The sequence below is a fragment of the Leifsonia naganoensis genome (genome assembly GCF_013410615.1).
Classification (GTDB): domain Bacteria; phylum Actinomycetota; class Actinomycetes; order Actinomycetales; family Microbacteriaceae; genus Leifsonia; species Leifsonia aquatica.
In genome coordinates this window covers 1,161,691-1,183,473 of the sequence record NZ_JACCHJ010000001.1, presented here as the reverse complement: position 1 = coordinate 1,183,473, position 21,783 = coordinate 1,161,691, and the positions used below count along the sequence as shown (strand labels likewise).

The 21,783-nt window shown below is 69.6% G+C and carries 22 protein-coding genes; 9 read left to right on the top strand and 13 right to left on the bottom strand.

Annotated features, from left to right (window positions below; translation table 11 throughout):
* Window positions 1-58: 58 nt before the first annotated feature.
* The 3 genes from HNR14_RS05665 to HNR14_RS05655 form a co-directional block, all read right to left on the bottom strand.
* Entirely contained in the window at window positions 59-703 is a 645-nt protein-coding gene (locus tag HNR14_RS05665) for an amino acid ABC transporter permease (RefSeq protein ID WP_021763342.1), read from the bottom strand.
* 66 nt (window positions 704-769) lie between these two features.
* Entirely contained in the window at window positions 770-1,714 is a 945-nt protein-coding gene (locus tag HNR14_RS05660) for a glutamate ABC transporter substrate-binding protein (protein WP_021763343.1), read from the bottom strand.
* Between the two features lie 101 nt (window positions 1,715-1,815).
* The gene (locus HNR14_RS05655; RefSeq protein WP_281371271.1) at window positions 1,816-2,568 is read right to left on the bottom strand and encodes an amino acid ABC transporter ATP-binding protein; all 753 of its coding nucleotides are present in this window, start codon (window positions 2,566-2,568) and stop codon (window positions 1,816-1,818) included.
* Between the two features lie 160 nt (window positions 2,569-2,728).
* On the opposite strand from HNR14_RS05655, the gene HNR14_RS05650 reads away from it, so the two are divergent.
* The 4 genes from HNR14_RS05650 to HNR14_RS05635 are packed head-to-tail and all read left to right on the top strand — an operon-like array spanning window position 2,729 to window position 7,072.
* Complete coding sequence (locus HNR14_RS05650; RefSeq protein ID WP_179700252.1) at window positions 2,729-3,931, top strand: ROK family transcriptional regulator; 1,203 nt, start codon at window positions 2,729-2,731, stop codon at window positions 3,929-3,931.
* Window positions 3,928-4,860, top strand: coding sequence for a Gfo/Idh/MocA family protein (locus HNR14_RS21315; RefSeq protein ID WP_343064422.1), 933 nt, complete (start codon window positions 3,928-3,930; stop codon window positions 4,858-4,860). The genes HNR14_RS05650 and HNR14_RS21315 overlap by 4 nt, the downstream gene beginning before the upstream one ends.
* Before the next feature lie 10 nt (window positions 4,861-4,870).
* The gene (locus tag HNR14_RS05640; protein WP_179700251.1) at window positions 4,871-6,571 is read left to right on the top strand and encodes an alpha,alpha-phosphotrehalase; all 1,701 of its coding nucleotides are present in this window, start codon (window positions 4,871-4,873) and stop codon (window positions 6,569-6,571) included.
* 60 nt (window positions 6,572-6,631) lie between these two features.
* On the top strand, window positions 6,632-7,072 hold the full coding sequence (locus HNR14_RS05635) for an SRPBCC family protein (RefSeq protein WP_179700250.1): 441 nt from the start codon (window positions 6,632-6,634) through the stop codon (window positions 7,070-7,072).
* A gap of 7 nt (window positions 7,073-7,079) precedes the next feature.
* On the opposite strand, the gene HNR14_RS05630 is transcribed toward HNR14_RS05635, so the two are convergent.
* The 3 genes from HNR14_RS05630 to HNR14_RS05620 all read right to left on the bottom strand — a co-directional run bounded on the left by HNR14_RS05630 (window position 7,080) and on the right by HNR14_RS05620 (window position 10,551).
* On the bottom strand, window positions 7,080-7,664 hold the full coding sequence (locus HNR14_RS05630) for a TetR/AcrR family transcriptional regulator (protein ID WP_179700249.1): 585 nt from the start codon (window positions 7,662-7,664) through the stop codon (window positions 7,080-7,082).
* Window positions 7,665-7,718: 54 nt separating this feature from the next.
* Complete coding sequence (locus HNR14_RS05625) at window positions 7,719-9,995, bottom strand: transglycosylase domain-containing protein (RefSeq protein ID WP_179700248.1); 2,277 nt, start codon at window positions 9,993-9,995, stop codon at window positions 7,719-7,721.
* A 91-nt stretch (window positions 9,996-10,086) separates the two neighbouring features.
* Window positions 10,087-10,551: a MarR family winged helix-turn-helix transcriptional regulator gene (locus tag HNR14_RS05620; protein WP_179700247.1), complete on the bottom strand. Its 465-nt coding sequence runs from the start codon at window positions 10,549-10,551 to the stop codon at window positions 10,087-10,089.
* Between the two features lie 375 nt (window positions 10,552-10,926).
* Here HNR14_RS05620 and HNR14_RS05615 point away from each other — a divergent pair, with 375 nt between their 5' ends.
* The 3 genes from HNR14_RS05615 to HNR14_RS05605 all read left to right on the top strand — a co-directional run bounded on the left by HNR14_RS05615 (window position 10,927) and on the right by HNR14_RS05605 (window position 13,612).
* Window positions 10,927-11,604 (top strand): PadR family transcriptional regulator, encoded by a 678-nt coding sequence (locus HNR14_RS05615; protein WP_179700246.1) that lies wholly within the window; start codon window positions 10,927-10,929, stop codon window positions 11,602-11,604.
* Window positions 11,605-11,765: 161 nt separating this feature from the next.
* Complete coding sequence (locus tag HNR14_RS05610) at window positions 11,766-12,779, top strand: ABC transporter ATP-binding protein (protein ID WP_338092034.1); 1,014 nt, start codon at window positions 11,766-11,768, stop codon at window positions 12,777-12,779.
* Window positions 12,776-13,612 (top strand): ABC transporter permease, encoded by an 837-nt coding sequence (locus tag HNR14_RS05605; RefSeq protein WP_179700244.1) that lies wholly within the window; start codon window positions 12,776-12,778, stop codon window positions 13,610-13,612. The genes HNR14_RS05610 and HNR14_RS05605 overlap by 4 nt, the downstream gene beginning before the upstream one ends.
* Window positions 13,613-13,728: 116 nt before the next feature.
* Here HNR14_RS05605 and HNR14_RS05600 read toward each other — a convergent pair whose 3' ends face one another.
* On the bottom strand, window positions 13,729-14,433 hold the full coding sequence (locus HNR14_RS05600; RefSeq protein ID WP_179700243.1) for a winged helix-turn-helix domain-containing protein: 705 nt from the start codon (window positions 14,431-14,433) through the stop codon (window positions 13,729-13,731).
* A gap of 395 nt (window positions 14,434-14,828) precedes the next feature.
* The gene (gene upp, locus HNR14_RS05595) at window positions 14,829-15,461 is read right to left on the bottom strand and encodes a uracil phosphoribosyltransferase (RefSeq protein ID WP_179700242.1); all 633 of its coding nucleotides are present in this window, start codon (window positions 15,459-15,461) and stop codon (window positions 14,829-14,831) included.
* A 38-nt stretch (window positions 15,462-15,499) separates the two neighbouring features.
* Here upp and tadA point away from each other — a divergent pair, with 38 nt between their 5' ends.
* A complete protein-coding gene (gene tadA, locus HNR14_RS05590; RefSeq protein WP_179700241.1) occupies window positions 15,500-15,967 on the top strand; it encodes a tRNA adenosine(34) deaminase TadA in 468 nt (155 codons plus the stop codon).
* A 36-nt stretch (window positions 15,968-16,003) separates the two neighbouring features.
* On the opposite strand, the gene HNR14_RS05585 is transcribed toward tadA, so the two are convergent.
* Both HNR14_RS05585 and HNR14_RS05580 read right to left on the bottom strand, forming a co-directional pair.
* Complete coding sequence (locus HNR14_RS05585) at window positions 16,004-16,732, bottom strand: glutamine amidotransferase-related protein (protein ID WP_179700240.1); 729 nt, start codon at window positions 16,730-16,732, stop codon at window positions 16,004-16,006.
* On the bottom strand, window positions 16,729-17,691 hold the full coding sequence (locus HNR14_RS05580; RefSeq protein WP_021763880.1) for a cation diffusion facilitator family transporter: 963 nt from the start codon (window positions 17,689-17,691) through the stop codon (window positions 16,729-16,731). Before HNR14_RS05580 ends, HNR14_RS05585 begins: the two co-directional genes overlap by 4 nt.
* Window positions 17,692-17,713: 22 nt before the next feature.
* On the opposite strand from HNR14_RS05580, the gene proC reads away from it, so the two are divergent.
* Window positions 17,714-18,562 carry a pyrroline-5-carboxylate reductase gene (gene proC, locus HNR14_RS05575; protein ID WP_179700239.1) on the top strand — a complete coding sequence of 283 codons (849 nt, stop codon included), beginning with the start codon at window positions 17,714-17,716 and terminating at the stop codon, window positions 18,560-18,562.
* Window positions 18,563-18,706: 144 nt separating this feature from the next.
* Here the strand turns inward: proC and HNR14_RS20795 are convergent, their stop codons facing one another.
* The 3 genes from HNR14_RS20795 to HNR14_RS05560 all read right to left on the bottom strand — a co-directional run bounded on the left by HNR14_RS20795 (window position 18,707) and on the right by HNR14_RS05560 (window position 21,755).
* Window positions 18,707-19,177, bottom strand: a complete 471-nt coding sequence (locus tag HNR14_RS20795) for a hypothetical protein (protein WP_246311522.1) — start codon at window positions 19,175-19,177, stop codon at window positions 18,707-18,709.
* A 477-nt stretch (window positions 19,178-19,654) separates the two neighbouring features.
* On the bottom strand, window positions 19,655-20,326 hold the full coding sequence (locus HNR14_RS05565; RefSeq protein WP_179700238.1) for a potassium channel family protein: 672 nt from the start codon (window positions 20,324-20,326) through the stop codon (window positions 19,655-19,657).
* Window positions 20,319-21,755 (bottom strand): TrkH family potassium uptake protein, encoded by a 1,437-nt coding sequence (locus HNR14_RS05560; protein ID WP_179700237.1) that lies wholly within the window; start codon window positions 21,753-21,755, stop codon window positions 20,319-20,321. The genes HNR14_RS05565 and HNR14_RS05560 overlap by 8 nt, the downstream gene beginning before the upstream one ends.
* Window positions 21,756-21,783: the final 28 nt, after the last annotated feature.

The window sequence follows — 21,783 nt, the reverse complement described above, 5'->3', positions numbered from 1 at the left end:
GTCCGCCTGGGGCGGCGGGGACGTGCGGGTGCCGGGCGGTCCGGGATGAGCTGGGCGGTCATCGGGCGATCGCCACCTTTCGTTCGACCCAGCCGGCCGCCAGGCCGATGGTCAGCGCGATCGCCATGTAGACGAGTCCGGCGCTGGAGAAGATCAGGATGGGCTGCGCGGCGACGAGGTTCACCTTGTTGACCTCGGCCGTCAGCTCGACGACCCCGACCGCGGCGGCCAGGGCGGTGTTCATCGCGAGGGCGATCATCACGTTGCCGATGGGCTGCACGACCGCGCGCAGCGCCTGGGGCACGACCACGAGGCGCAGCGTCTTGGCGAGCGTGAAGCCCAGCGCGCGGGCCGCCTCCACCTGGCCGACCGGGACGGTGTTGACGCCCGACCGCACCGCCTCCGCCACGTAGGCGGCCTCGTACACGGTCAGCACGATGATCGCCGTGGGCGTCAGCGGGAGCAGCAGCCCGGCGTCGGGCAGCGCGAAGACGGCCAGCAGCAGCAGCGCCAGCAGGGGCACGTTGATGAAGAACTGCACGTAGAGGAAGGCCGCGGTGCGCAGGATCGGGATCGGGCTCACACGCGCGATCGTGATCAGCACGCCGAGCACGATCGAGCCGACACCGGCCACGACCGCCATCAGCAGCGTCGTGCCGAGGGCCTGGACCAGTGGTCCGAGGTTGTCGATCAGAGGGTTCATCGCTCGCTCACTCGTGAGAGAAGTCGGGGGAGGGCGGGGCCGACGATCCGGCCCCGCCCCGGGGGCTCAGGAGCCGGGGACGGAGCCGATCTTCGGCGGCGTCGGGATGTCGGAGTCGGTCACGGTGCCGAGCGTGGTCTTCCACGCCTGACCCCACTGGCCGCCCTTCTGGATCTTGGTGAGCCAGTCGTTGACGAAGGACTTGAAGTCGGAGTCGCCGTGCTTCAGGCCGATGCCGTACGGCTCCTTGGTGAAGGGCTGGCCCACGACCTTGATCTGCTTCTCGCTGGCGGCGTCGCTCGCGAGCAGCGTGTAGTCCTGGACGTACGCGTCGCCGCGGCCCTGGATGAGCGCCTGCACGGCGGCCGGGTCGGTCGCGAACGCGGTGACGGTCGCGGTCGGGGCGATCTTCGGCACCTCGGTCACGGCCGGGGTGTTGGCGCCGACGATGACGGTCTTGCCGTCGAGGTCCTTGGAGCTCGTGATGTCCTTGTTGTCGCTCTTGACGGCGACAGCGAGGCCGGACTCGAAGTACGGGCCGGCGAAGTCCACCTGCTGCGCGCGCTCCTCGGTGATCGTATACGTGTTGAACACGACGTCGACGGTGCCGTTCTGCAGCATCGCCTCGCGGGTCTCGCTCGCGGGCGGGACGATCTCCACGTTCGGCTTGCCGAGGATGTAGATCGCGAGGAGCTTGGCGAGGTCGGCGTCGAAGCCGGTCACCGAGTCCGGGTTGGTCGGATCCTGCTGCGAGAGCAGCGGGGCGTCGAGCGCTTCGGCGACGACGAGCTTGCCGCGCTTCTTGATCTTCTCCATCGTCGAGCCCGAGATGATCAGGTCGGCCGAGGCGACGGGGGCGCCGGAGAACACGGCGTCGGCGGACGACGTGGAGCTCGAGCCGGAGCCCGGCAGGTTGGTGGAGCCGGACGAACAGGCGGTGACGGCGAGCGTCACGGCCGCGAGCAGGGCGCCGGCGAAGGCGGCCTTCCTGCGGGTCGTGCTGCGGGTCATGGTGCTTCCCTTTCTGGAACGGACGGGTCGTGGTGCGGTGGAGCGGTGGAACCAGTGGTGCGGTGAAGCCGTGGTGCGATGGAGCCGGTGGTGCGCAGGACTCAGTGCGAGAGCACGGAGGCCAGGAACGACTTCGCCCGCTCGGAGCGGGGCGAGTCGAAGAACTCGGCGGGCGTCGCCTGCTCGACGATCTGCCCGCGATCCATGAAGACGACCCGGTCGGCCGCCCGGCGGGCGAAGCCCATCTCGTGGGTGACGACGATCATGGTCATGCCGTCGCGGGCGAGGGAGGTCATCACGTCCAGCACCTCGCCGACCATCTCGGGGTCGAGCGCGCTGGTGGGCTCGTCGAACAGCATCACCTTGGGCTGCATCGCGAGCGCGCGGGCGATCGCCGCCCGCTGCTGCTGGCCTCCCGAGAGCTGGGCCGGGTGGCTGTGCGCCTTGTCGGCGATCCCGACGCGGTCCAGCAGCTCCAGGGCCTGACGCTCGGCGGCGGCCTTCTTCATGCCGCGCACCTTCATCGGAGCCAGTGCGACGTTGTCGAGCACGGTGCGGTGCGCGAAGAGGTTGAAGGACTGGAAGACCATGCCGACCTCGGCCCGCAGTCGTGCGAGTGCCGCGCCCTCTTCGGGCAGCGCCTCGCCGTCGACCAGGATCTCGCCGCTGTCGATGGTCTCGAGGCGGTTGATCGAGCGGCAGAGGGTGGACTTGCCGGATCCGGACGGCCCGACCACCACGACGACCTCGCGCGGGGCGACATCGAGGTCGATCGTCTTGAGCACGTGCAGATCGCCGAAGTGCTTCTCGACGCGGCGCAGGCTGACCATGGGCCGTGCGTTCGCTGCTTCCATCGTGTTCCTCGCATCATCGTCGGTCGGATTGCGATGAGCGTACTAAGTAATCAAAGTTCATGCAATTTTGATTTTGGTTAGATCGAAATCGAAGAAAGTGGCTACACTATCCTCAACACCAGCAGTGCGGCGCCGACCGCGCAGACGAGGGGGACGCGCGATGCCGAGCAGCACCAGGACCACGCCGCCGGATGCCGCCGTCACGCTCGCGTCGTCGTCCGGGCCGGGCGGCGTCCTCGACCTCGTGCGCTCCGGGCGCGCCGCCTCCCGAGCGGACATCGCCCGGCACACCGGCCTCTCTCCCTCCACCGTCGCCCAGCGGGTGGATGCGCTCCTCGCCGCCGGCTTCCTCCGCGAGGCCGGCGAAGGGGTCTCCCACGGCGGGCGGCGGCCGCGCGCGCTCGAAGTCGATCCCACCACCGGCGTGGTGCTCGCCGTCGACCTCGGCTCGCACCACGCCACCTTCGGGCTCTTCGACCTCGCGGGTCGCCTCCTCGTCTCGCGCACCGACACGATGGACATCGCGGCCGGCCCCGACCACGTGCTCGGCTGGATCGCCGCCGTCGCCGAGGAGCTGCGCGCCGCCTACGCCGAGCCGGGGCAGGAGCTCCGCGGCTTCGGGATCGGGCTGCCCGGTCCGGTCGACTCCACCAGCGGGCGCATGGTGTCGCCGTCGCGCATGCCCGGCTGGAACGGTCTCGACGTCGCCTCCGAGCTGCGGGCGCGCACCGGGCTCGTGGCCGTCGCCGACAACGACGCCAACCTGATGGCGCTGGGCGAGCACACCGCGCTCGGCGGGGGCACGGATCAGCTCGTGTTCGTCAAGGCCGGGTCGAGCATCGGCTGCGGCGTCATCGCGTTCGGCGGCGTCTACCGCGGCCACCACGGCATGGCCGGCGACATCAGCCACGTGACCGTCCCCGGCGTCCCCGAGGTCTTGTGCTCCTGCGGACGCATCGGCTGCCTCGACGCCGTCGCGGGCGGTGCCGCCATCGTGCAGGCGCTCCGCCGCGAGGGGGTCGACGTCGCCGACACCCGCGACATCCTGGCCCTGGCGCGGGATGCGCATCCCCTCGCCACCCTCATGCTGCGCGAGGCGGGGCTGCGCACGGGCGGCGTGCTCGCGACCATCATGAACTTCTTCAACCCGCAGCGGCTCGTACTCGGCGGCATCCTGGGCGAAGCGGAGGCTTTCGTTGCGGGAGTGCGGTCCACGATCTACTCCGACTGCCTGCCGATGATCACCGACCAGCTCGACATCGCGATCACGGTCGCGAAGGAGGAGGCGGGCATCCGCGGCGCCGGACGCCTCGTGCTCGACGCCCTGTTCGACCCGGCGCAGGTCGACCGGGCGGTCCGGTGACGCTCTCCGGTGCGGCGACGCACGCCGCGGTCGTCGTCGGCGCGGGCCGGATGGGCCAGGCTCACGCCACGGCGTGGAAGAGCCTCGGCGTCCCCGTGCGCTGGGCGGTCTCGCCCCGGAGTCGACCCGCGCTGGACGCCGCTCCCGAAGTGCGCTGGGCGACCGACCTCGACCAGGCTCTGGCCGATCCCGCGGTCACGATCGTCTCGATCTGCACCCCGACCCCAACCCACGCGGACCTCGCTGTGCGCGCCCTCGCCTCCGGGCGACACGTCCTGCTCGAGAAGCCGATCGCCCTCACCGTGGCCGATGCGGAGCGCGTCGCCGCCGCGGCCGAGGACGCGCCCGGCATCCTGATGGTCGCGCACGTCGTGCGCTTCTTCCCCGCCTACGCCGCTCTCGTCGAGCGGGTCGCCTCCGGCAGCGTCGGTCGTCCGCGCGCGGTCCGCGCCACTCGCCTCTCGGCAGCGGCGCCACCCGACGAGGCCCGCTGGCTGCAGGACGAGGAGCGCTCGGGCGGCCTGGTCGTGGACTTCGCCATCCACGACATCGACCAGGCGAACGCGCTGCTCGGCGCACCCAGGGCGGTCACGGCCCTCCCGATGCCGGGCGACGGGTTCGGCGCCCCGGTCGCCGTGACGATCGAGTACGCGGAAGGCGGGATCGCCCAGATCCTCGCCGTGGCGGATCTCCCGCCGGGCACGCCGTTCCAGACCTCCCTCGACGTCGTCGGCGACGGCGGCCTCGATACGCTCGCCGACGCTCCGGGTGACCCGTTCGAGGAACAGGCGCGGTACTTCCTCGCCTGCGTCGAGTCCGGAGTCCGACCCCGGCGCGCCCCGGTCGCCGCGGCGGTCGATGCGCTGCGCGTCAGCCTGGCGGCCCGGGAGTCGCTCCGCACCGGAGCGCGGGTGGTCCTCGCCGAGTAGGGTGGCGTGCGTGAACGACAAGTGGTGGCAGTCGGCGGTCGTGTACCAGGTCTACCCGCGGAGCTTCGCGGACAGCGACGGCGACGGCATCGGCGACCTGCGCGGCATCATCCAGCACCTCGACCACCTGAAGGAGCTCGGCGTCGACGTGGTCTGGCTGTCGCCGATCTACGCGTCCCCGCACGACGACAACGGGTACGACATCAGCGACTACCAGCGCGTCGACCCGCTGTTCGGCACCCTCGACGACTTCGACGAGCTGCTCGCCGGTCTCCACGAGCGTGGCATCAAGCTGGTGATGGACCTCGTCGTCAACCACACCTCCGACGAGCATCCGTGGTTCGTGGAGTCCGCCTCCAGCCGCGACAACCCCAAGCGCGACTGGTACTGGTGGCGTGGGCCTCGCGACGGCGCCCAGCCGGGGGAGCACGGCGCCGAGCCGACCAACTGGGGCTCGTTCTTCTCGGGTTCCGCCTGGCAGCTCGACGAGCGCACCGGCGAGTACTACCTGCACCTCTTCTCGCGCAAGCAGCCGGACCTCAACTGGGAGAACCCGGAGGTGCGCGGAGCCGTCTACGACATGATGAACTGGTGGCTCGACCGCGGCGTCGACGGCTTCCGGATGGATGTCGTCAACTTCCTCTCGAAGGACGTCTCGCTCCCCGACGGCGTCGTTCCCCCGGGTGCGCTCTGGGGAGACGCGTATCCGTTCTTCGCGCAGGGCCCGCGCATCCACGAGTTCCTGCACGAGATGCACGAGCGCGTGTTCGCCGGCCGTGACGACCGTTACCTGACGGTGGGCGAGATGCCCGGCGTCGACATCGCCGAGGCGCGCCGCTTCACCGACCCGGCCCGCGGCGAGCTGGACATGGTGTTCCAGTTCGAGCACGTCGACCTCGACCACGGTCCCGGCGGCAAGTGGGACCACCGCGACGCGAGCGTGCTCGACCTGAAGCGCAACCTCGCCCAGTGGCAGGAGGGCCTCGCGGAGGTCGGCTGGAACAGCCTCTACTGGAACAACCACGACCAGCCCCGCGTGGTCAGCCGCTTCGGCGACGACGGCGAGCACCGCGTCCCGTCGGCGAAGGCGCTCGGCACCGTGCTGCACCTGATGCGCGGGACCCCGTACGTCTACCAGGGCGAGGAGCTCGGGATGACGAACGTCCCGTTCTCCACGATCGACGACTTCCGCGATATCGAGACCCTCAACCACTACGCCGAGGCGGTCGACGTACTGGGAGAGCCCGCCGACGAGGTTCTGGTCGCGCTCCGCCGGACGAGCCGCGACAACGCGCGTACCCCGATGCAGTGGAGCGACGGGCCGAATGCCGGATTCACGACCGGGGAGCCGTGGATCACGGTCAACCCCAACTTCCCGCAGGTCAACGCCGCCGCCGCGCGCGCCGACGCCGAGTCGGTCTTCGCCCACTACCGGGCGCTGATCGACCTCCGCCACCGGTCGCGCCTCGTCTCGGCGGGCGGCTTCGAGCTGGTGCTCCCCGAGCACGAGCAGGTCTTCGCCTACGTGCGCGCACTCGACGGCGAGGCCCTCCTGGTGCTCGCGAACCTGACCGGGCGGCCGGCCGCGTACGACGTGGCAGCGCTGCCGGGGTGGGAGTCCGCGGAGGTGGTGCTCGCATCCGGAGGCACGGCTGCGACCGGGCTGACCGGCGTGCTCGGCCCCTGGGAGGCCGTGGTTCTGCAGCGCTGATCGGTCTTGTGCGCCGACTCGTTGCGGGTGTGGGATGGGCGCGAGATGCAGGAGGCGATCATGGGCGATTTCGTCGCGCGCGCGGAGGCGACGGTGCGGGCGCCGCGTCGTACGGTGTGGCAGGTGCTGACCTCGAACGGCGCGCATCCGGAGATCCTGTTCGGTGCCGAGGTGCGCTCGGACTGGCGCCTCGGCTCGCCGATCACCTGGAGCGGCGAGTGGGAGGGACGGTCGTTCGAGGACCACGGCCGGGTCATCGAGCTCGAAGACCGCGAGGAGCCCTGGCGCATCGTCCTCACGCACTTCAGCCCGCTGACGGGATTGCCGGACGAGCCCGACAACTACCACACGCTCCGATTCGAGTTGGAGGAGACGGCGGCAGGAACGGTGGTGACCCTCGATCAGGACAACAACCCGACCCGGGAGGCCGCCGAGCACTCGCAGCGCAATTGGGCGCAGATGCTCGCGGGCGTCAAGACCGTGGCCGAACGCGGCGCGTGAGCCGGGTTCAGTCGCCCAGCGCCTCGCGCAGGTAGGCGTCGAGGAACACATCGAAGGCGGCGACGGTCGCCGCGCGGTCCCCGACGAGCAGGTAGCCGAACTGCAGTCCCGCCGCCGAGTCCACGAGCCAGTGCGCCAGCACTCCCGCGCGGCGGGTCTCGACGCCCTGCTTCTTGAGCCACGAGCGCACCAGCTCGCGCCACTCGGTGAACGCGGTCGTGATGCGCTTGCCGAGGTCGGGGTCGATCGGCTCCAGCACGCCGGCCTCGAACTGCAGGCGCAGCGCGGTGCGGTTGCCTTCGCGCAGGGTGTGGCGGAACGCCTGGCGGTACCAGTCGCGGAACTGTTCGCGGTCGAAGGCGACGATGTCGACGCCGACCAACGACTCGTTCTGCTGCCGCACGCCCTCCTCGAGGATGGCGTCGATCATCTCCTGGCGGGACCCGAAATGGTAGACGAACGAATAGGTGCTCACGCCGAGAGACGTCGCGAGGCTCCGGAAGGTCATGCGTGAGAGCGGCTCCGTCGCCACGTGTTCCATGATGCGGCTGAGGAGCTCCGGTTTCCTGGTCGGATCAGGTGTGCGTCCCACGCGCTAACGATAACGGAGTTTTCGTCATTTGTGAGTGGTCGATTTCGGGCGGAGTCAGCCTCGACCCGGCGGGTTCGCGCCCTGTCCTCCGGTCCCCGGTCCCGTGCCCGTGCCCGTGCCCGGCTGTGCCGGGGTGGACGGCTTGGGGGCGGGAGCCGACGCCACGTACTTCGACGGGGGAGTCGGGAAGGCGCTGCCGCCGTACGCCGCGTTGAGCGCTGCCACGATCGGCTTCACGATCGAGAACTTCACGTTGCCGCCGCCGACGCCGTTGAAGTTCTGGCTGCGGAGGGCGACGTCGCCCGACACGTTGCCGACCCAGGTCGCCTGCGCCGTCTTGGTGGTGGAGGTCACGAGCCAGTTCTCGAGCGAGTTGTCGGTCGTGCCGGTCTTGCCGAAGATCGGCACGCCGTCACCGGGGTTGGCCGAGGAGGCCGTCCCGCCGCCGCGCAGCACACCCTGGAGGGCGTAGATGGCGGCCGCGGCCACTCCCGGGTCGATCGGGGTGGTCGAGCACTGGGTCTTGGGCACAGCGTGCTCGCTGCCGTCGGCATCGACGATCTTGTCGATGGCGACCGGGCTGCAGGCGACGCCGTTGTTGGCGATGCCCGCGTAGGCCGTGGCCATCGTCAGCGGCGCGATGTAGTTGGTGCCCAGCACGGCCGAGGGATTCGACATGAACGGGTTGATCGATTCGTCCGCGCCGTGGACGAGCAGGTCCTGTGCGCGTTGCTTGATGCCGCAGAGGTCGAGCTGGGTGGCCATCTTGGCGAAGATCGTGTTGATCGACTGGGCGGTGGCGTTCATCACCGTGGTGCTGCCGACCGTCTCGCCCTCGTCGTTCGAGACGTTCCAGGGCGCTCCGCCGATGTCGTTGCACGGATCGCTGGCATGGAACGAGCTCTGGGGGAAGCTGTGCTGGGTCCCGCTGACCGTCTGGTACAGCGAATGCCCCTCCTGCAACCACTCGAGCAGGTCGAACGCCTTGTACGACGATCCGGTCTGGAAGCCCTGCGAGCCTCCCATGTCGCTGTCGGTGTTGTAGTTGACCGCCGTCGTGCCGGGCGCCGGTTGCGCCGTGTTGTCGTACGGTCTGTTCTGCACCATCGTGATCACCCGGCCGGTGCCGACCTCCACCGCCACGTTCGAGGCGCCGAGGTCGAGCCGGGGGCTGGTCGGCGGGATGTACGCGCTGAGCGCCGACTGCGCCTGGTTCTGCAGGTCGAGGTTGAGGGTCGTGTAGATCTTGAGGCCGCCGCGGGTGAGGAAGCTGGAGCGTTCGTCGTCGGTCTTGCCGAAGGTCGCGTTCTGCTCGATGGTCCGCTCCACGTAGTCGCAGAAGAACGCCGCGTTGTACTGCTGCGCCGTCATGCAGCCGTTCTGCACGGGGGTGATCTTCGGCTCGACGGGAGTGGCACGGGCGGCGTCGTGCTCCTCCTTCGTGATCTTGCCGTTGACGAGCATCCGGTCGAGCACGTAGTTGCGGCGGTCGAGGGTCTCCTTGTAGCCGTTGGCCGCGCCGTTCTCCGTGCTGTCCGGCTGATCGATGCGCAGGTTGTCGGGGTTGTTCAGGATGGCGATGAGCGTCGCCGCCTGCTGCAGGTTGACGTCTTTGGCGGAGACGCCGAAGTAGTAGGAGGCCGCCGACTGCACGCCGTAGACGCGGCCGCCGAAGAGTGCGATGTTCAGATAGCTCTGGAGGATGTCGTTCTTCGAGTACTCCTTCTCGAGGCCGATGGAGTAACGCATCTCCTTGAGCTTGCGCACCGGGTCGACCTCGGTGGCGTCGTTGTAGCAGGCCTTGTAGGCGGCGAGCTGCTTCTTCTGCACCTCGGCCGTGGCCGTCAGGTCGGGCTGCTTGTTCTCGCAGCGCTGCACGAGGATGTTCTTCACGTACTGCTGCGTGATCGACGATCCGCCCTGGACCGACTTGTGCAGCGCTGTCAGCACCGCGCCGCGCAGGGTGCCCGTCACGTCGATGCCCCCGTGCTCGTAGAAGCGCGGGTCTTCGGTGGCGATCGCGGCGTCTTTGAGGTTCTGCGAGATCGCGTCCCAGCCGACCTCCACGCGGTTCTGGGAGTAGAAGGTCGCGATCGGCACCTGCTGGCCGTTCGAGGTGGCGTACATGGTGGAGGCCTGCGCGAGGGGCTCCACTTTGATGTACTCCGGGAGGCCGTCGAAGACGTCGATGGTGGAGTCGGCGGCCGATCCGGTGAGGGCGACGGCGGGTGTCACGGCGGCCGCGGCGAGGATCCCCGCGATGCCGCTCAGCGCGACGAATCCGACGAGCGCAGGCGCCCACTTCCATCTTCTGCGTGTCGTCGAGGCCATGGGCGTCATGATACGCGGAGGATCCAGGGCCTTCCCCGGGGCGACGCTCAGTTTGGGGAGAGTCGGCGCCGAGCGGGGGCTGTGGATGACGTCATGCTGCGCCGCGCAGCTTGTCGCACAGTGCCGCGAGGGTCTCCAGCTCGTCCGGGTCGAGGCGCTCGCCCACCCGGCTGGTGATCGTCTTCATGTGCTCGACGGCGACGCTGCGGAACATCTCGAAACCCGTGTCGGTCAGCATGATGAGGGTGCCGCGCGCGTCGGCGGGGTCGGGGCACTTCGCGACGAGCCCCCGTGCGACCAGACGGTCGACGAGCCGGCTGACGCTGGGCTGCGTGAGGAGGACGTGCTTGTTGAGCTCGCGCAGGCGCAGCCGGCGGTCCGGCTGGCGGGAGAGGTTGAAGAGCACGTCGTACTCGTTGAAGGAGATGTCCTTCGTCGGGAACTCGGCGGCGAGCGAGCGCATCACGGCGACCTGCGCACGGAACAGCGATTCCCAGGCCGAGACGGCGTTGATGCGGTGTCGGGCCGGAGCCGTCTCGGTGGCGCTGCTGCTCATGACGCCTGCCTCCTTGTTCGAAAACGCGTCTCAATGCATTCGCATCTTCTCATCATCCGCCGACAGGGCCATCCGTGCCAGCACGGGAGGGCGGAGGGTGCCGGGACGGATTGAGGGCCGGCCGCAGAGGCTAGCGGCCGGCCCTCTCCCTTGCACCAAGAGTGTCCTGCAATCACATTCCGCGATGGCTGCCACAGCAAACAACCATTGCTCTTGAACTATATAACGAAGAGGTAACGGGATCTAGTTATCAAGTCGTTATTTTTGCTGCGAGTTGTCTATGGGTGCCTGACGGGATTTTCAGTGGCCGGATGAGGCGGTCTGGACACAATGCTCGCGATCGAATACTCTGAGCAAAGTATTCGGAGGTGAGCAATGTCGAAGCGCGCGATCGCGAACCCGCTGGCCCTGGCCGTCCTGGCCTGCCTGTGGGAGAAGCCGATGTACCCGTATGAGATGACGACGACCATGCGGGAGCGCGGCAAGGAAGACAGCATCCGGCTCAACTTCGGCTCCCTGTACTCCGTCATCAAGTCCCTCGAGAAGCACGGCTACATCGAGGTCGCGCAGACCGAGCGCGAGGGCAACCGGCCGGAGCGCGTGGTCTACCAGATCACCGAGAGCGGCCGACGCGAGGCCACCGAGTGGCTCAGCGACCTCATCGAGACGCCGGTGAAGGAGTACCCCGCGATCGAGACCGGGCTGTCGCTGCTCCCGATGCTGCCGCCGGCGACGGCTGCCGACCTCCTGGAGCGCCGCCTCGAACGGATCGACGCCGACATCGCCGAGCGACGTGCGCTCGGTGAGGCGACCGGGCCGGCGTTGCCCGAGCTCTTCATGATCGAATTCCGCTACCGGCAGGCCGTGCTCGACGCCGAGCGCGCCTTCGTCGCCGACCTGCTCGCACGGCTGCGCGCCGGGACGGTCGGCGGCTACGAGTGGTGGGAGCAGCTGCACGTGCTGCTCGCCAACGGCCTGAGCATGGCCGAGATCCAGCATCGGGTCGCGGCCGGCGACTTCGGCGAGGAGGTGGCCGAACTGCTGGGCAACTGATCCACGCGGCATCCCGCCGCACACAAGACGATGGCCGGAGAGCGGCAACTCCCCGGCCATCGGAAACCTTCAGTCGTTCCTTACGGAACCTGCGTCAACAGTCACCGAGGGTCGTATCCGATGATATGCCCCCTTCGGTGACCTCTCAGAGAGGAACCATCGTGGCATCATCCACCGGTCCGGCGCTCGTCGCCGATCAGCTCGTCAAGTCCTATCCCGGCGGGAGGGGCGCGCCGCCCGTCCGCGCCCTCGACGGCCTCGACTTCGACGTCGAGGCGGGCACCGTCTTCGGGCTGCTCGGCCCGAACGGCGCCGGCAAGTCCACCACCATGAAGGTCCTGTCGACCCTCGCCCGCGCCGACTCCGGCCGCGCGTTCGTCGCCGGGATCGACGTCTTCCGGCATCCGGGGCGGGTGCGGCGCGCCATCGGGTTCGTCGCCCAGAAGCCCGTCTCCGACCCGATGGACACCGGGGCGGAGAACCTCGTGCTCGCCGGCCGGCTGCAGGGCATGAGCGGGCGGGATGCGCGGGCACGCGCCCGCGACCTCCTCGACCGCTTCGGCCTCGCCGAGCACGCCGGCCGCCAGGTCAAGACGTACTCGGGCGGCATGGCGCGCAAGCTCGACGTCGCGCTGGGTCTGATGCACCGTCCCGAGGTGCTCTTCCTCGACGAGCCCACCACCGGGCTCGACCCGGAGGCGCGCACCGAGCTCTGGCTCGAGATCGAGCGGCTCACCGCGGCCGAGCACATCACCGTGCTCCTGACGACGCACTACCTCGATGAGGCCGACCGGCTGGCGGGGCGGCTCGCGATCGTCGACCACGGTCGCGTCGTCGCGGGCGGAACCCCGGAGGAACTCAAGAACGGCCTCCGCGGGGACACCGTGATCGTCGAGGTCGCGCCCGACGGCGACCCGCTCGCCGCCCTCGCCGCCCTGGAGCGGGTGGAGGCGCTGCGCGACATCGGCGGCGACGGCCGGACCCTCCGCGCCCGCGCCGATGACGGCGCCGCGACGCTGCCGCTCGCCCTCGGCGCCCTCGAGGCCGCGGCCATCGCGGTCGCGTCCGCCACCGTCGCCCGGCCCAGCCTCGACGACGTCTACCTGCGGCACACCGGCCGCACCTTCACGCGGGCGCAGGCGTCCGCCGAGCACGCCCTGGAGAACGCATCATGACCGCCGTCACCGCGCCCGCACCGTCGCCCGCCCGCAGCGCCCGCAGGGGAGGCGGACCGACCTTCCTCACGCACACGCTCCTCCTCACCGGGCGGCAGCTGCGCTGGGCCGTCCGGATGCCGGCGTTCCTCGTGATGAACCTGGTGCAGCCCGTGATCTGGCTGCTGCTCTTCGGGCAGCTGTTCAAATCCGTCGTCGAGATCCCCGGTTTCGGGGTCGGGCAGAGCTATCTGGAGTACCTGACCCCGGGCGTCGTCATGATGCTCGCGCTGTTCGGCAGCGCGTGGTCGGGGACGGTCTACATCCAGGACATGGAGCGCGGGGTGATGGATCGGCTGCTCACGTCACCGGCGAACCGGGGCGCGATGATCGTCGCCACGCTCGTCTACCAGTCGATCCTCGCGGTGTTCCAGTCGCTGATCGTGGTCGGGATCGCGTTCTGGGCGGGCGCCCGATTCGACGGAGGCGTCGGCGGCATCCTGCTGCTCCTCGTCGGGGTGGTGCTGCTCACCGCGGTGTTCTGCTCGCTGTCGAACGCCGTGGCGCTGCTGGCCCGCGACCAGACCGCCCTCATCGGCATCTCCCAGCTGATCACCCTGCCGCTGATGTTCCTCAGCTCGGCGATCATGAACACGAAGCTGTCGCCGGAGTGGGTGCGGAACGTCGCGGCCTACAACCCGTTCGAGTGGGCGGTGATCGTCGGCCGGGAGGCGCTCAGCGCGCATCCCGACACCGCCGCCCTCTGGGGGCACGTCGGCCTGCTCGCCGCCCTCGCGGTCGTCATGGCCGCCCTCGCGACCAGCGCGTTCCGCGTCTACCAGCGCAGCGCCTGACTGCAGCCGCACAGCCCCGTCGCCTCGCAAGCCGTCGAGTACGCGAACTCTCTGCGTACTCGGCGGTTTCCGGGCGACTTTCTGCGTACTCGCGAGCTACGGACGCGGGCGGGCGCTCAGAACAGGTCGGGGGAGGGGGCGCTCGCGTGGCGGATCGAGACGTCCGCGTGACGGTCGAACCGGTAGCCGACACCGCGGACCGTGCGCACGATGTCCTCGTAGCGGGCCAGCTTGGCGCGCAGGCGGCGCACGTGGACGTCGATCGTGCGCTCGTTCGGCACGTCCTCCTCGTCCGCACCGTTCCACAGCGACGAGATCAGCTCGGCGCGCTCGATCGTGCGGCCCTCGCGCAGCACCAGGTACTGCAGCAGCTCGAACTCCTTGTAGGTCAGCGCGACCGTCTGGTTGTCCAGGATGAGGCGCTTGCGGGAGATGTCCACGACCACGCCGGACGCGGCACGGTCCTCGTCCTCGTCGATCGCGGCCGTGTGACGGTGCTTGGCGATCGCGGACGGGTCCTGCAGGGCGAGGCGGACGACATCCACGTCGCGGCCGCCGGCGCCGGCCGGGGCGATCGCGACGGCGGCGTAGGTCTCCGACGCCGGGGCGAGCTCCGCGGTGAGCGCCTTGAGCGCCTCCACGATGCGGCCGAGATCGGTTCCGGCGGCCGCCGCCTTGGCCTCGTCGATGCCGACGTAGAGGACGAAGCCGCGAGCCTCCGTGCCGGTCGGGACGGCGCGGATCTTCGGAGCGGCGGGGGCGGCCTCGGCAGCGGGGCGGAGGGCGGTGGGGGCGAAGGTGTCGATGGTGGCGAGAGACATGGGAGGAAGTCCTTAGATGATGTCGCGAGCCCGATGGTCCTCCGACGCCGTGGGACGGTCGTCCCGAGGAGTGAGATGCGCCAGATGGTGCGGGGATTCGCAGAATTTTCGTGTTGGCCGTATCAGAGACGGCTGATGCGCGGGAACGTGCGTGTGGCGTTCCCGGGGAGCTCTCGCCCGATCACGAGGTGGTGGTCGGAGGGCGTTCGGCTCGGCGAAGGGTCGTCAGATCAGCGACACATTCGGCAACACATGACGGAGTCGCGGCCGGCCATCATCATGCCGGCATCCCCAGGGGCCTCGAAGGAGGTCAGGGTACGCGAGTTGTCAGTCATGGAGTCAGTAAAGCGAACGATGACTCGCGGTGTCAAATCATTACGGAATATTGCAGGCGTTCACACAGTGCCGTAGAGGCGGTCCCCGGCGTCGCCGAGGCCGGGGACGATGTAGCCGTTCTCGTTGAGGCGCTCGTCGAGCGCGCCCAGGACGATCGTCACGTTACGGCCCTCGGTGGCCTTCTCGAGCGCCTCCAGGCCCTCCGGGGCGGCGAGGATGCAGATCGCGGTGACGTCGACCGCGTTGCGCGCGAACAGGAAGTCGATGGCCGCGCCGAGCGAGCCTCCCGTCGCCAGCATCGGGTCCAGCACGAAGCACTGGCGGTCGGAGAGGTCCTCCGGCAGGCGCTCGGCGTAGGTGGTCGGCTCGAGGGTCTCCTCGTTGCGGGCCATGCCGAGGAATCCGACCTCGGCCGTCGGCATCAGGCGCACCATGCCCTCGAGCATCCCGAGCCCGGCGCGCAGGATGGGGACGACGAGCGGGCGCGGCTTGCTGATCGCGACGCCGGTGGTGGTTGTCACGGGGGTCTCGATCTCGATCGGCTCGACCCGCACCGCGCGGGTGGCCTCGTAGGCCAGCAGCGTCACGAGTTCCTCGGTGAGCGCGCGGAACACCGGCGACGGCGTGGTCTTGTCGCGGAGCACGGTCAGCTTGTGGGTGATGAGGGGGTGGTCCGCTACGTGCACTCGCATAGGCTCAAGGCTAGCCGACATCCCGCTTGGAGGAGCCCGTGTCCCTGTCCGTCCCCGCCGACTACGAGCAGTGGATGCGGCGCGCCGTCGCCGACGCGCGCCTCGCGTTCGACACGGGCGACGTCCCGGTCGCGGCGCTCGTGCTCGACGAGCATGGCGAGGTCATCGGCACGGGGCGCAACGAGCGCGAGCTGCACCACGACCCGACCGCGCACGCGGAGGTGCTCGCCCTGCGGCAGGCGGCCGCGGCGCGCGACGACTGGCACCTCGAGGGCTGCACTCTGGTCGTGACGCTGGAGCCGTGCGTCATGTGCGCGGGCGCCGTGCTCGCCGCGCGCGTCCCCACGGTCGTGTTCGGCGCCTGGGACGAGAAGGCCGGGGCGGCCGGATCGGTCTACGACGTGCTGCGCGACCGGCGGCTCAACCACCGGGTCGAGGTGTTCGCGGGCGTCCTGGCCGAGGAGTGCGCCGAACTGCTGCTCGACTTCTTCCGCGCCAAGCGCTGAGCGGCGAGCGGCGGCCGAGCGGCGAGCGGCGAGCGCTCAGCGGGGCAGCGACTCCAGCCACTCCGAGAACGCCGCGCGGGACGCCTCCTGCATCCGGGCCGAGTACAGCTCGCGGTCGCGGCGCAGGGCGTCGGGGTCGATCGCCTGCTCGTCGAGCTCGTTGTACCCGTCCGACACCCACGACTCGTGCATCTCGTCCGTGACCTCGGGATGGAACTGCACCGCCAGCGCGAAGCCGCCGATCGCGAACGCCTCGTTCGAGTAGTCGCTCGACGACGCCAGCCGGGTCGCCCGTTCGGGCAGTTCGAACGTGTCGCCGTGCCACTCCACGACGGGCACGCCCTCGAAGTGGCGGATGGGGGAGCTCGCGCCCGCCTCCGTCGTCTCGACCCGGCGGTAACCGATCTGGGTGGTGTCGCCCTTGTAGACGCGCTCGCCCAGCGCGCCGGCCATCAGCTGCGCGCCGAGGCACACGCCGAGCGTCGGCCGCTCTGCGTCGAGCCGCTCGCGCAGCAGCTGCTTCTCTGCCTCCAGGAACGGGAACTCGTCGGTCTGGTAGGCGCCCATCTCGCCGCCGAGCACCACCACGAGGTCGGCATCGGTCGGATCGACCGCTGCCACATCCTCCGGCGTGCGCACCTCGACCACGCGCAGCTCGTACCCGTGCTCTTCGAGCGTCGGGCCGATGTTGCCGAGGTGGATGGTCGGGTCGTGCTGCAGGACGAGTGCCGTGCGGGTGCCCGTGCTGGCGGCGTTGCTGGTCAATCCAGGCCCTTCAGGATGATGGTGTCGGTCGCCGGGTGCTTCTCGTTCGGGTCGATCCACACGTCGGGCTCGATGTAGATGACGCGCGCGGCCGGGACGGCGTCGCGGATGCGCCGCTCCACGAGGTTGATCGCCGCGGCGACGTCGGCCAGGCGCTGCTCGCCCGGGAGCGCCAGCTTGGCGGCGACCATCAGCTCCTCCGGGCCGAGGTACAGCGTCTTCATGTGGATGATGCGCTCGACCTCGTCGCCCGCCAGCACCGCGCGCTCGATCGCCTCGACGTCGGCGTCGGTCGCGCCCTCGCCGACGAGGAGGCTCTTCGTCTCGATGCCGAGGATGATCGCGACCACGATCAGCAGCGCGCCGATCAGCAGAGTGCCGACGGCATCCCAGATCCCGTTGCCGGTGAGGACCGTCAGGCCGACGCCGATGAAGGCGAACACCAGACCCGTGAGGGCGGCCACATCCTCCAGCAGCACGACCGGCAGCTCGGGAGCCTTCGCGCGGCGCACGAACTGCGGCCACGACATGCCCTTCTTGTGCGGGCGCGACTCGTGGACCGCGGTGCGCAGCGAGAACGACTCCAGGCCGATCGCGATCAGCAGCACCAGGACGGGGAGCCACCAGTTGTCGAGGGGGTGCGGGTGGGCCAGCTTCTCGAAGCCTTCGTAGAGCGAGAACACGCCGCCGACGGAGAACAGGATGATCGACACGACGAACGCGTAGACGTAGCGCTCGCGGCCGTAGCCGAACGGGTGCTCCTTGTCGGCCTGGCGCTTCGCCTTGCGGCCGCCGAGCAGCAGGAGCAGCTGGTTGCCGGAGTCGGCGAGCGAGTGGACGCCCTCGGCGAGCATCGAGGAGGAGCCGGAGAAGAACCAGGCGATGAACTTCGTCAATGCGATGCCGAGGTTCGCGGAGAACGCCGCGACGATCGCCCTGGTGCCTCCTGATGCGCTCATGGACTCATCCTAGGATGGCCGCATGACCGACACGCAGAACGTGACGCTGCCCACCATCGCGATGCTCGGAGCCGGCTCCATGGGCCGTGCGATCCTCTCGGGCCTGCTCGCCCCCGGTGTCTCCGTCGCCGGCGGGGTGCGCGTGACCAACCGCTCCGCCGCCCGCGCCGCCGAGCTCGCCGACACCCCCGGCGTCACCGCGTTCGCGACCGACGACGACCCCGCGGCGAACCGGCGGGCCGTCGAAGGCGCCGAGATCGTCATCGTGGCGGTCAAGCCCGCGATGGTGCCCGACCTCCTGCGCGAGATCGCGGACTCCCTCGCCCCCGGCGCCGTCGTGGTCAGCGTCGCCGCGGGCGTCACCGTCGCGACGTTCGAGTCGCTCCTGCCCGACTCGGTCTCCGTCGTCCGCTCCATGCCGAACACCCCCGCCGTCGTCGGCAAGGCCGTCACCGGCATCAGCGCCGGCACCCGCACCGAGCCGGAGGACCTCGCCCTCGTGCGCTCCCTCTTCGAGACCGTCGGCCAGGTCGTGGAGGTGCCCGAGTCGCAGCTGGATGCGCTCAGCACGATCTCCGGCTCCGGTCCCGCGTACGTGTTCCTCCTCATCGAGGCGCTCACCGACGCGGCCGTGGCCAAGGGCTTCACGCCGGAGCAGGCGGCCATCCTCGTGAACGGCACGTTCCTCGGCGCGTCGACCATGCTCGCCGCGTCGGACGACGACCCGGCCGAGCTGCGCCGCCGCGTCACCAGCCCCAAGGGCACCACCGAGCGCGCCATCGCAGTCCTGGCCGAGGCCGACCTCCCCGCGCTCTTCGCGCGCGCCACCGACGCCGCCCTCGCCCGCGCCCGCGAACTCGCCGCCGGCTGACGCCGCGCCGCCCGCCCGCGAGGCGCTGAGTACGCAAAAACTCGGGCCGAAACCGTCGAGTACGCAGAAAATCTTCGTACTCGACGGTCACGCGCGCCGCAGGGCTGTGCGCACACGGCGGGCGACCTCGGTGAAGTCGTCTCCTCAGGTCACGAACACGACGTTCCAGCCACGATCAGCGAGCCACTCGCGACGTTCGATGTCCTTCCGATATGCGGCAGGTGTCGCTCGATGATGATCGCCCAAGTACTCGATGGCGACGTTGCTCGCGGGATAGGCGAGGTCGACCATCGCTCCGATGCGCCCACGGCCGTCCACGACGCGGAAGTTCAGGTCCGGCTCCGGCAAGCCCGCGGTGACGAGTGCGAGGCGAAGCCGGGTTTCTTGTGGAGACAGGGAGCCGTAGCGGACACGATCCAACGCGAGCCGCAGAGATCGGACACCGCGGTGGCGGCCGAATCGACGTAACGCGTTCTCCAGATCGCTTCGTGTCGTGGGCGGTCGGGCCCCGGTGAAGGGCTCGTCGCCCGTGATGAGGAAGTCTCCGGCGACGACGAGGTCCTCGATGGAGAGGAGGGCGCCCAACTGGATCCAGGTGTCCTCCGGCGCGAACATCCGCATTCCGTCGACGTGGACGATCCGTTGACCGTTCGGCGTGAGTTGGTGGGCCCGGATGCCGGCTCGTCGTGGTGAGCGGGACGGCTCGAGGACGCTGACCTCCACGTCGTCGGGGAGGTCGCCGAGCGGGAGCGGTATCCCATGGAGGATGGCCGCCGAACGATGTGAGAACGCGGCCGCATGCGGGAGCGCGAGCACGGCCGCGCGGCAGAGGTCGACGTGCGACGACGGGATCCGGTCGGTACGGACACCGTGGAATGGTCGGTGGTAGCGGGTGCCGTACAAGCTCGCGCGAGGGAATCCGACGGCGAGGGCGTCGCTGGTCTTGATCGCATCCATCCGCCCACCCAACCGGACCCGCGCCGTCACCGCAGAACTTATCCACAGCCCATCCCGCGAGTACGCAGAAAGTGGGGGCTTAGACGTCGAGTACGCGGAGATTCTGCGTACTCGGCGGACGGGCGGCGGCGCGGGTCAGGAGTCGAGGGCGGCGAAGCGCTCGATGTCGGCGGAGGTGCCCGAGATGATGATGAGGTCGTGGTTCGAGACGACGGTCTCGGCCGTGGCGTAGGTGAACGGCTTGCCGGGGCTCTTCACGCCGACGACGGTGATGTTGTACTTGCTGCGCACGCCGGACTCGGTGAGGTTGAGGCCGCGGATGGGCTTCGGCGGGTACATCTTCACGAGCGCGAAGTCGTCGTCGAACTCGATGAAGTCGAGCATCCGTCCCGAGACGAGGTGGGCGACGCGCTCGCCGGCCTCCGCCTCCGGGTAGATGACGTGGTTGGCGCCGATGCGCTCCAGGATCTTGCCGTGCGACTGCGAGATCGCCTTCGCCCAGATCTGGGGCACCTTGAGGTCGACGAGGTTGGCGGTGATGAGCACGCTGGCCTCGATGGAGGAGCCGACGGCGACGACGCCGATGGAGAAGTCCTCCGCGCCGATCTGGCGCAGCGTCTCGATGGAGCGCGCATCCGCCTGCACGGTGTGCGTGACGCGGTCCGCCCACTTCTGCACGAGTCCGCCGTCGGTGTCGATGGCGAGCACCTCGCGGCCGAGGCGGTCGAGCTGACCGGCCGTCGCGGCTCCGAACCGGCCGAGGCCGATCACCAGGACGGGGGCGTTGTGCTTGATCCGGTCAACCAACGAGCGGCCTCTCCTCGGGGTTCTGGTACAGCTGCTTGCGCTGGCTCTGCGCCAGCGCCGCGGCGAGTGTCACTGTACCAACGCGGCCGCAGAACATGGTGGCCGCCATCACGTACACCCCGGGGTCCGGGAGGGAGGCCGTCAGCCCGGTGGACAGCCCGCACGTCGCGAACGCGGAGATCACGTCGAAGAGCACGTGGTCGAGCGGCGCCTTGGTCATCTGGGTGAGGGTGATGGTCGACACGGCGACGATGGTCGCGCCCCACAGGGCGACCGCGACGGACAGCCGCAGCACGTCGATCGGGATGCGGCGGCGGAACGCGTCCATCGTCTCCACTCCGCGGGCCTCCGCGAACGCCGCCAGGAACAGCACCGCGAGCGTGGTGACCTTGATGCCGCCGGCGGTGGAGGCCGACCCGCCGCCGATGAACATCAGCATGTCGGTGACGAGCAGGCTCGACCCGTGGAGGTCGCTGATGTCGATCGTCGAGAATCCGCCCGATCTCGCCATGGTCGACAGGAAGAACGATTGGAAGACCGTGTGCCCGGCGTCGAGGTTCCCGAAGGTCTTCGGGTTGTCGAACTCGAGCACGATGTACATGACCGCGCCGGCGACGAGGAGGATGACCGACGTCAGCAGCGTCAGCTTGACGTGGATGGACCAGCGCCGCCGCTTCTTGCGCAGGTTGGAGGCGATGGCGAGGATGACCGGGAACCCGATCGCCCCGAGGAACACGCCGATCATGAGGGCGCCGAGGAACCAGAAGTCCTCCTGGAACGGCGTCAGCCCCTCCGCGTTCGGCGCGAATCCGGTGTTGGTGAACGCCATGGCCGAGTAGTAGAGGCTCTCCCAGAGCGCCGAGCCGAACGACATCCCGGCGATCAGCATCCGGGGCAGGAGCAGCAGGGCGACGAGCCCCTCGATGACGACCATGCTGAGGGCGACGGTCGTGAGCAGCTTGCCCACCTCGCCGAGGCGCACGGCCTGGCCCTCGGCGACGGGACCGGCGTGGATGCGCAGCGGGTTGCTGTCGCTGGCGGCCATGAGCTTGGCGCGCAGCCCGAGGCGGCGGGAGATGACCAGGCCCAGGATGCTCGCCATCGTGAGCACGCCGACCGCGCCGATCTGCACGCCCAGGTAGACGAGCAGGTGACCGAAGACCGACCAGTGCGTGGCCATGTCGACGGTGGACAGGCCGGTGACGCAGATGACGGAGACGGCGGTGAACAGCGCGTCCGCCAGCGGGGTGACCGTCTGCTTCACCGAGGCGATCGGCAGGGAGAACAGCAGCGTGAAGATCAGGATGAGGAGGGTGAACACCAGGATCGCGAAACGCGACGGGCTGCGGGAGGCGAATCCGTTGATCGCGCCGCGCACCCGGTTCAGGGGAACCGCGGTCCCGCGCCGGGCCGCCGGGGTCGTAGCCATGGTCCGTTCCCTCCCACCGAAGCTTCGG

What these genes read in the sequence shown, in the direction of transcription:
- HNR14_RS05665 (WP_021763342.1), bottom strand. Translation starts at nt 703, where the DNA reads ATGAACCCTCTGATCGACAACCTCGGACCACTGGTCCAGGCCCTCGGC.
- HNR14_RS05660 (WP_021763343.1), bottom strand. Translation starts at nt 1,714, where the DNA reads ATGACCCGCAGCACGACCCGCAGGAAGGCCGCCTTCGCCGGCGCCCTG.
- HNR14_RS05655 (WP_281371271.1), bottom strand. Translation starts at nt 2,568, where the DNA reads ATGGAAGCAGCGAACGCACGGCCCATGGTCAGCCTGCGCCGCGTCGAG.
- HNR14_RS05650 (WP_179700252.1), top strand. Translation starts at nt 2,729, where the DNA reads ATGCCGAGCAGCACCAGGACCACGCCGCCGGATGCCGCCGTCACGCTC.
- HNR14_RS05635 (WP_179700250.1), top strand. Translation starts at nt 6,632, where the DNA reads ATGGGCGATTTCGTCGCGCGCGCGGAGGCGACGGTGCGGGCGCCGCGT.
- HNR14_RS05625 (WP_179700248.1), bottom strand. Translation starts at nt 9,995, where the DNA reads ATGGCCTCGACGACACGCAGAAGATGGAAGTGGGCGCCTGCGCTCGTC.
- HNR14_RS05620 (WP_179700247.1), bottom strand. Translation starts at nt 10,551, where the DNA reads ATGAGCAGCAGCGCCACCGAGACGGCTCCGGCCCGACACCGCATCAAC.
- HNR14_RS05615 (WP_179700246.1), top strand. Translation starts at nt 10,927, where the DNA reads ATGTCGAAGCGCGCGATCGCGAACCCGCTGGCCCTGGCCGTCCTGGCC.
- HNR14_RS05605 (WP_179700244.1), top strand. Translation starts at nt 12,776, where the DNA reads ATGACCGCCGTCACCGCGCCCGCACCGTCGCCCGCCCGCAGCGCCCGC.
- HNR14_RS05600 (WP_179700243.1), bottom strand. Translation starts at nt 14,433, where the DNA reads ATGTCTCTCGCCACCATCGACACCTTCGCCCCCACCGCCCTCCGCCCC.
- upp (WP_179700242.1), bottom strand. Translation starts at nt 15,461, where the DNA reads ATGCGAGTGCACGTAGCGGACCACCCCCTCATCACCCACAAGCTGACC.
- HNR14_RS05580 (WP_021763880.1), bottom strand. Translation starts at nt 17,691, where the DNA reads ATGAGCGCATCAGGAGGCACCAGGGCGATCGTCGCGGCGTTCTCCGCG.
- proC (WP_179700239.1), top strand. Translation starts at nt 17,714, where the DNA reads ATGACCGACACGCAGAACGTGACGCTGCCCACCATCGCGATGCTCGGA.
- HNR14_RS20795 (WP_246311522.1), bottom strand. Translation starts at nt 19,177, where the DNA reads ATGTTCGCGCCGGAGGACACCTGGATCCAGTTGGGCGCCCTCCTCTCC.
- HNR14_RS05560 (WP_179700237.1), bottom strand. Translation starts at nt 21,755, where the DNA reads ATGGCTACGACCCCGGCGGCCCGGCGCGGGACCGCGGTTCCCCTGAAC.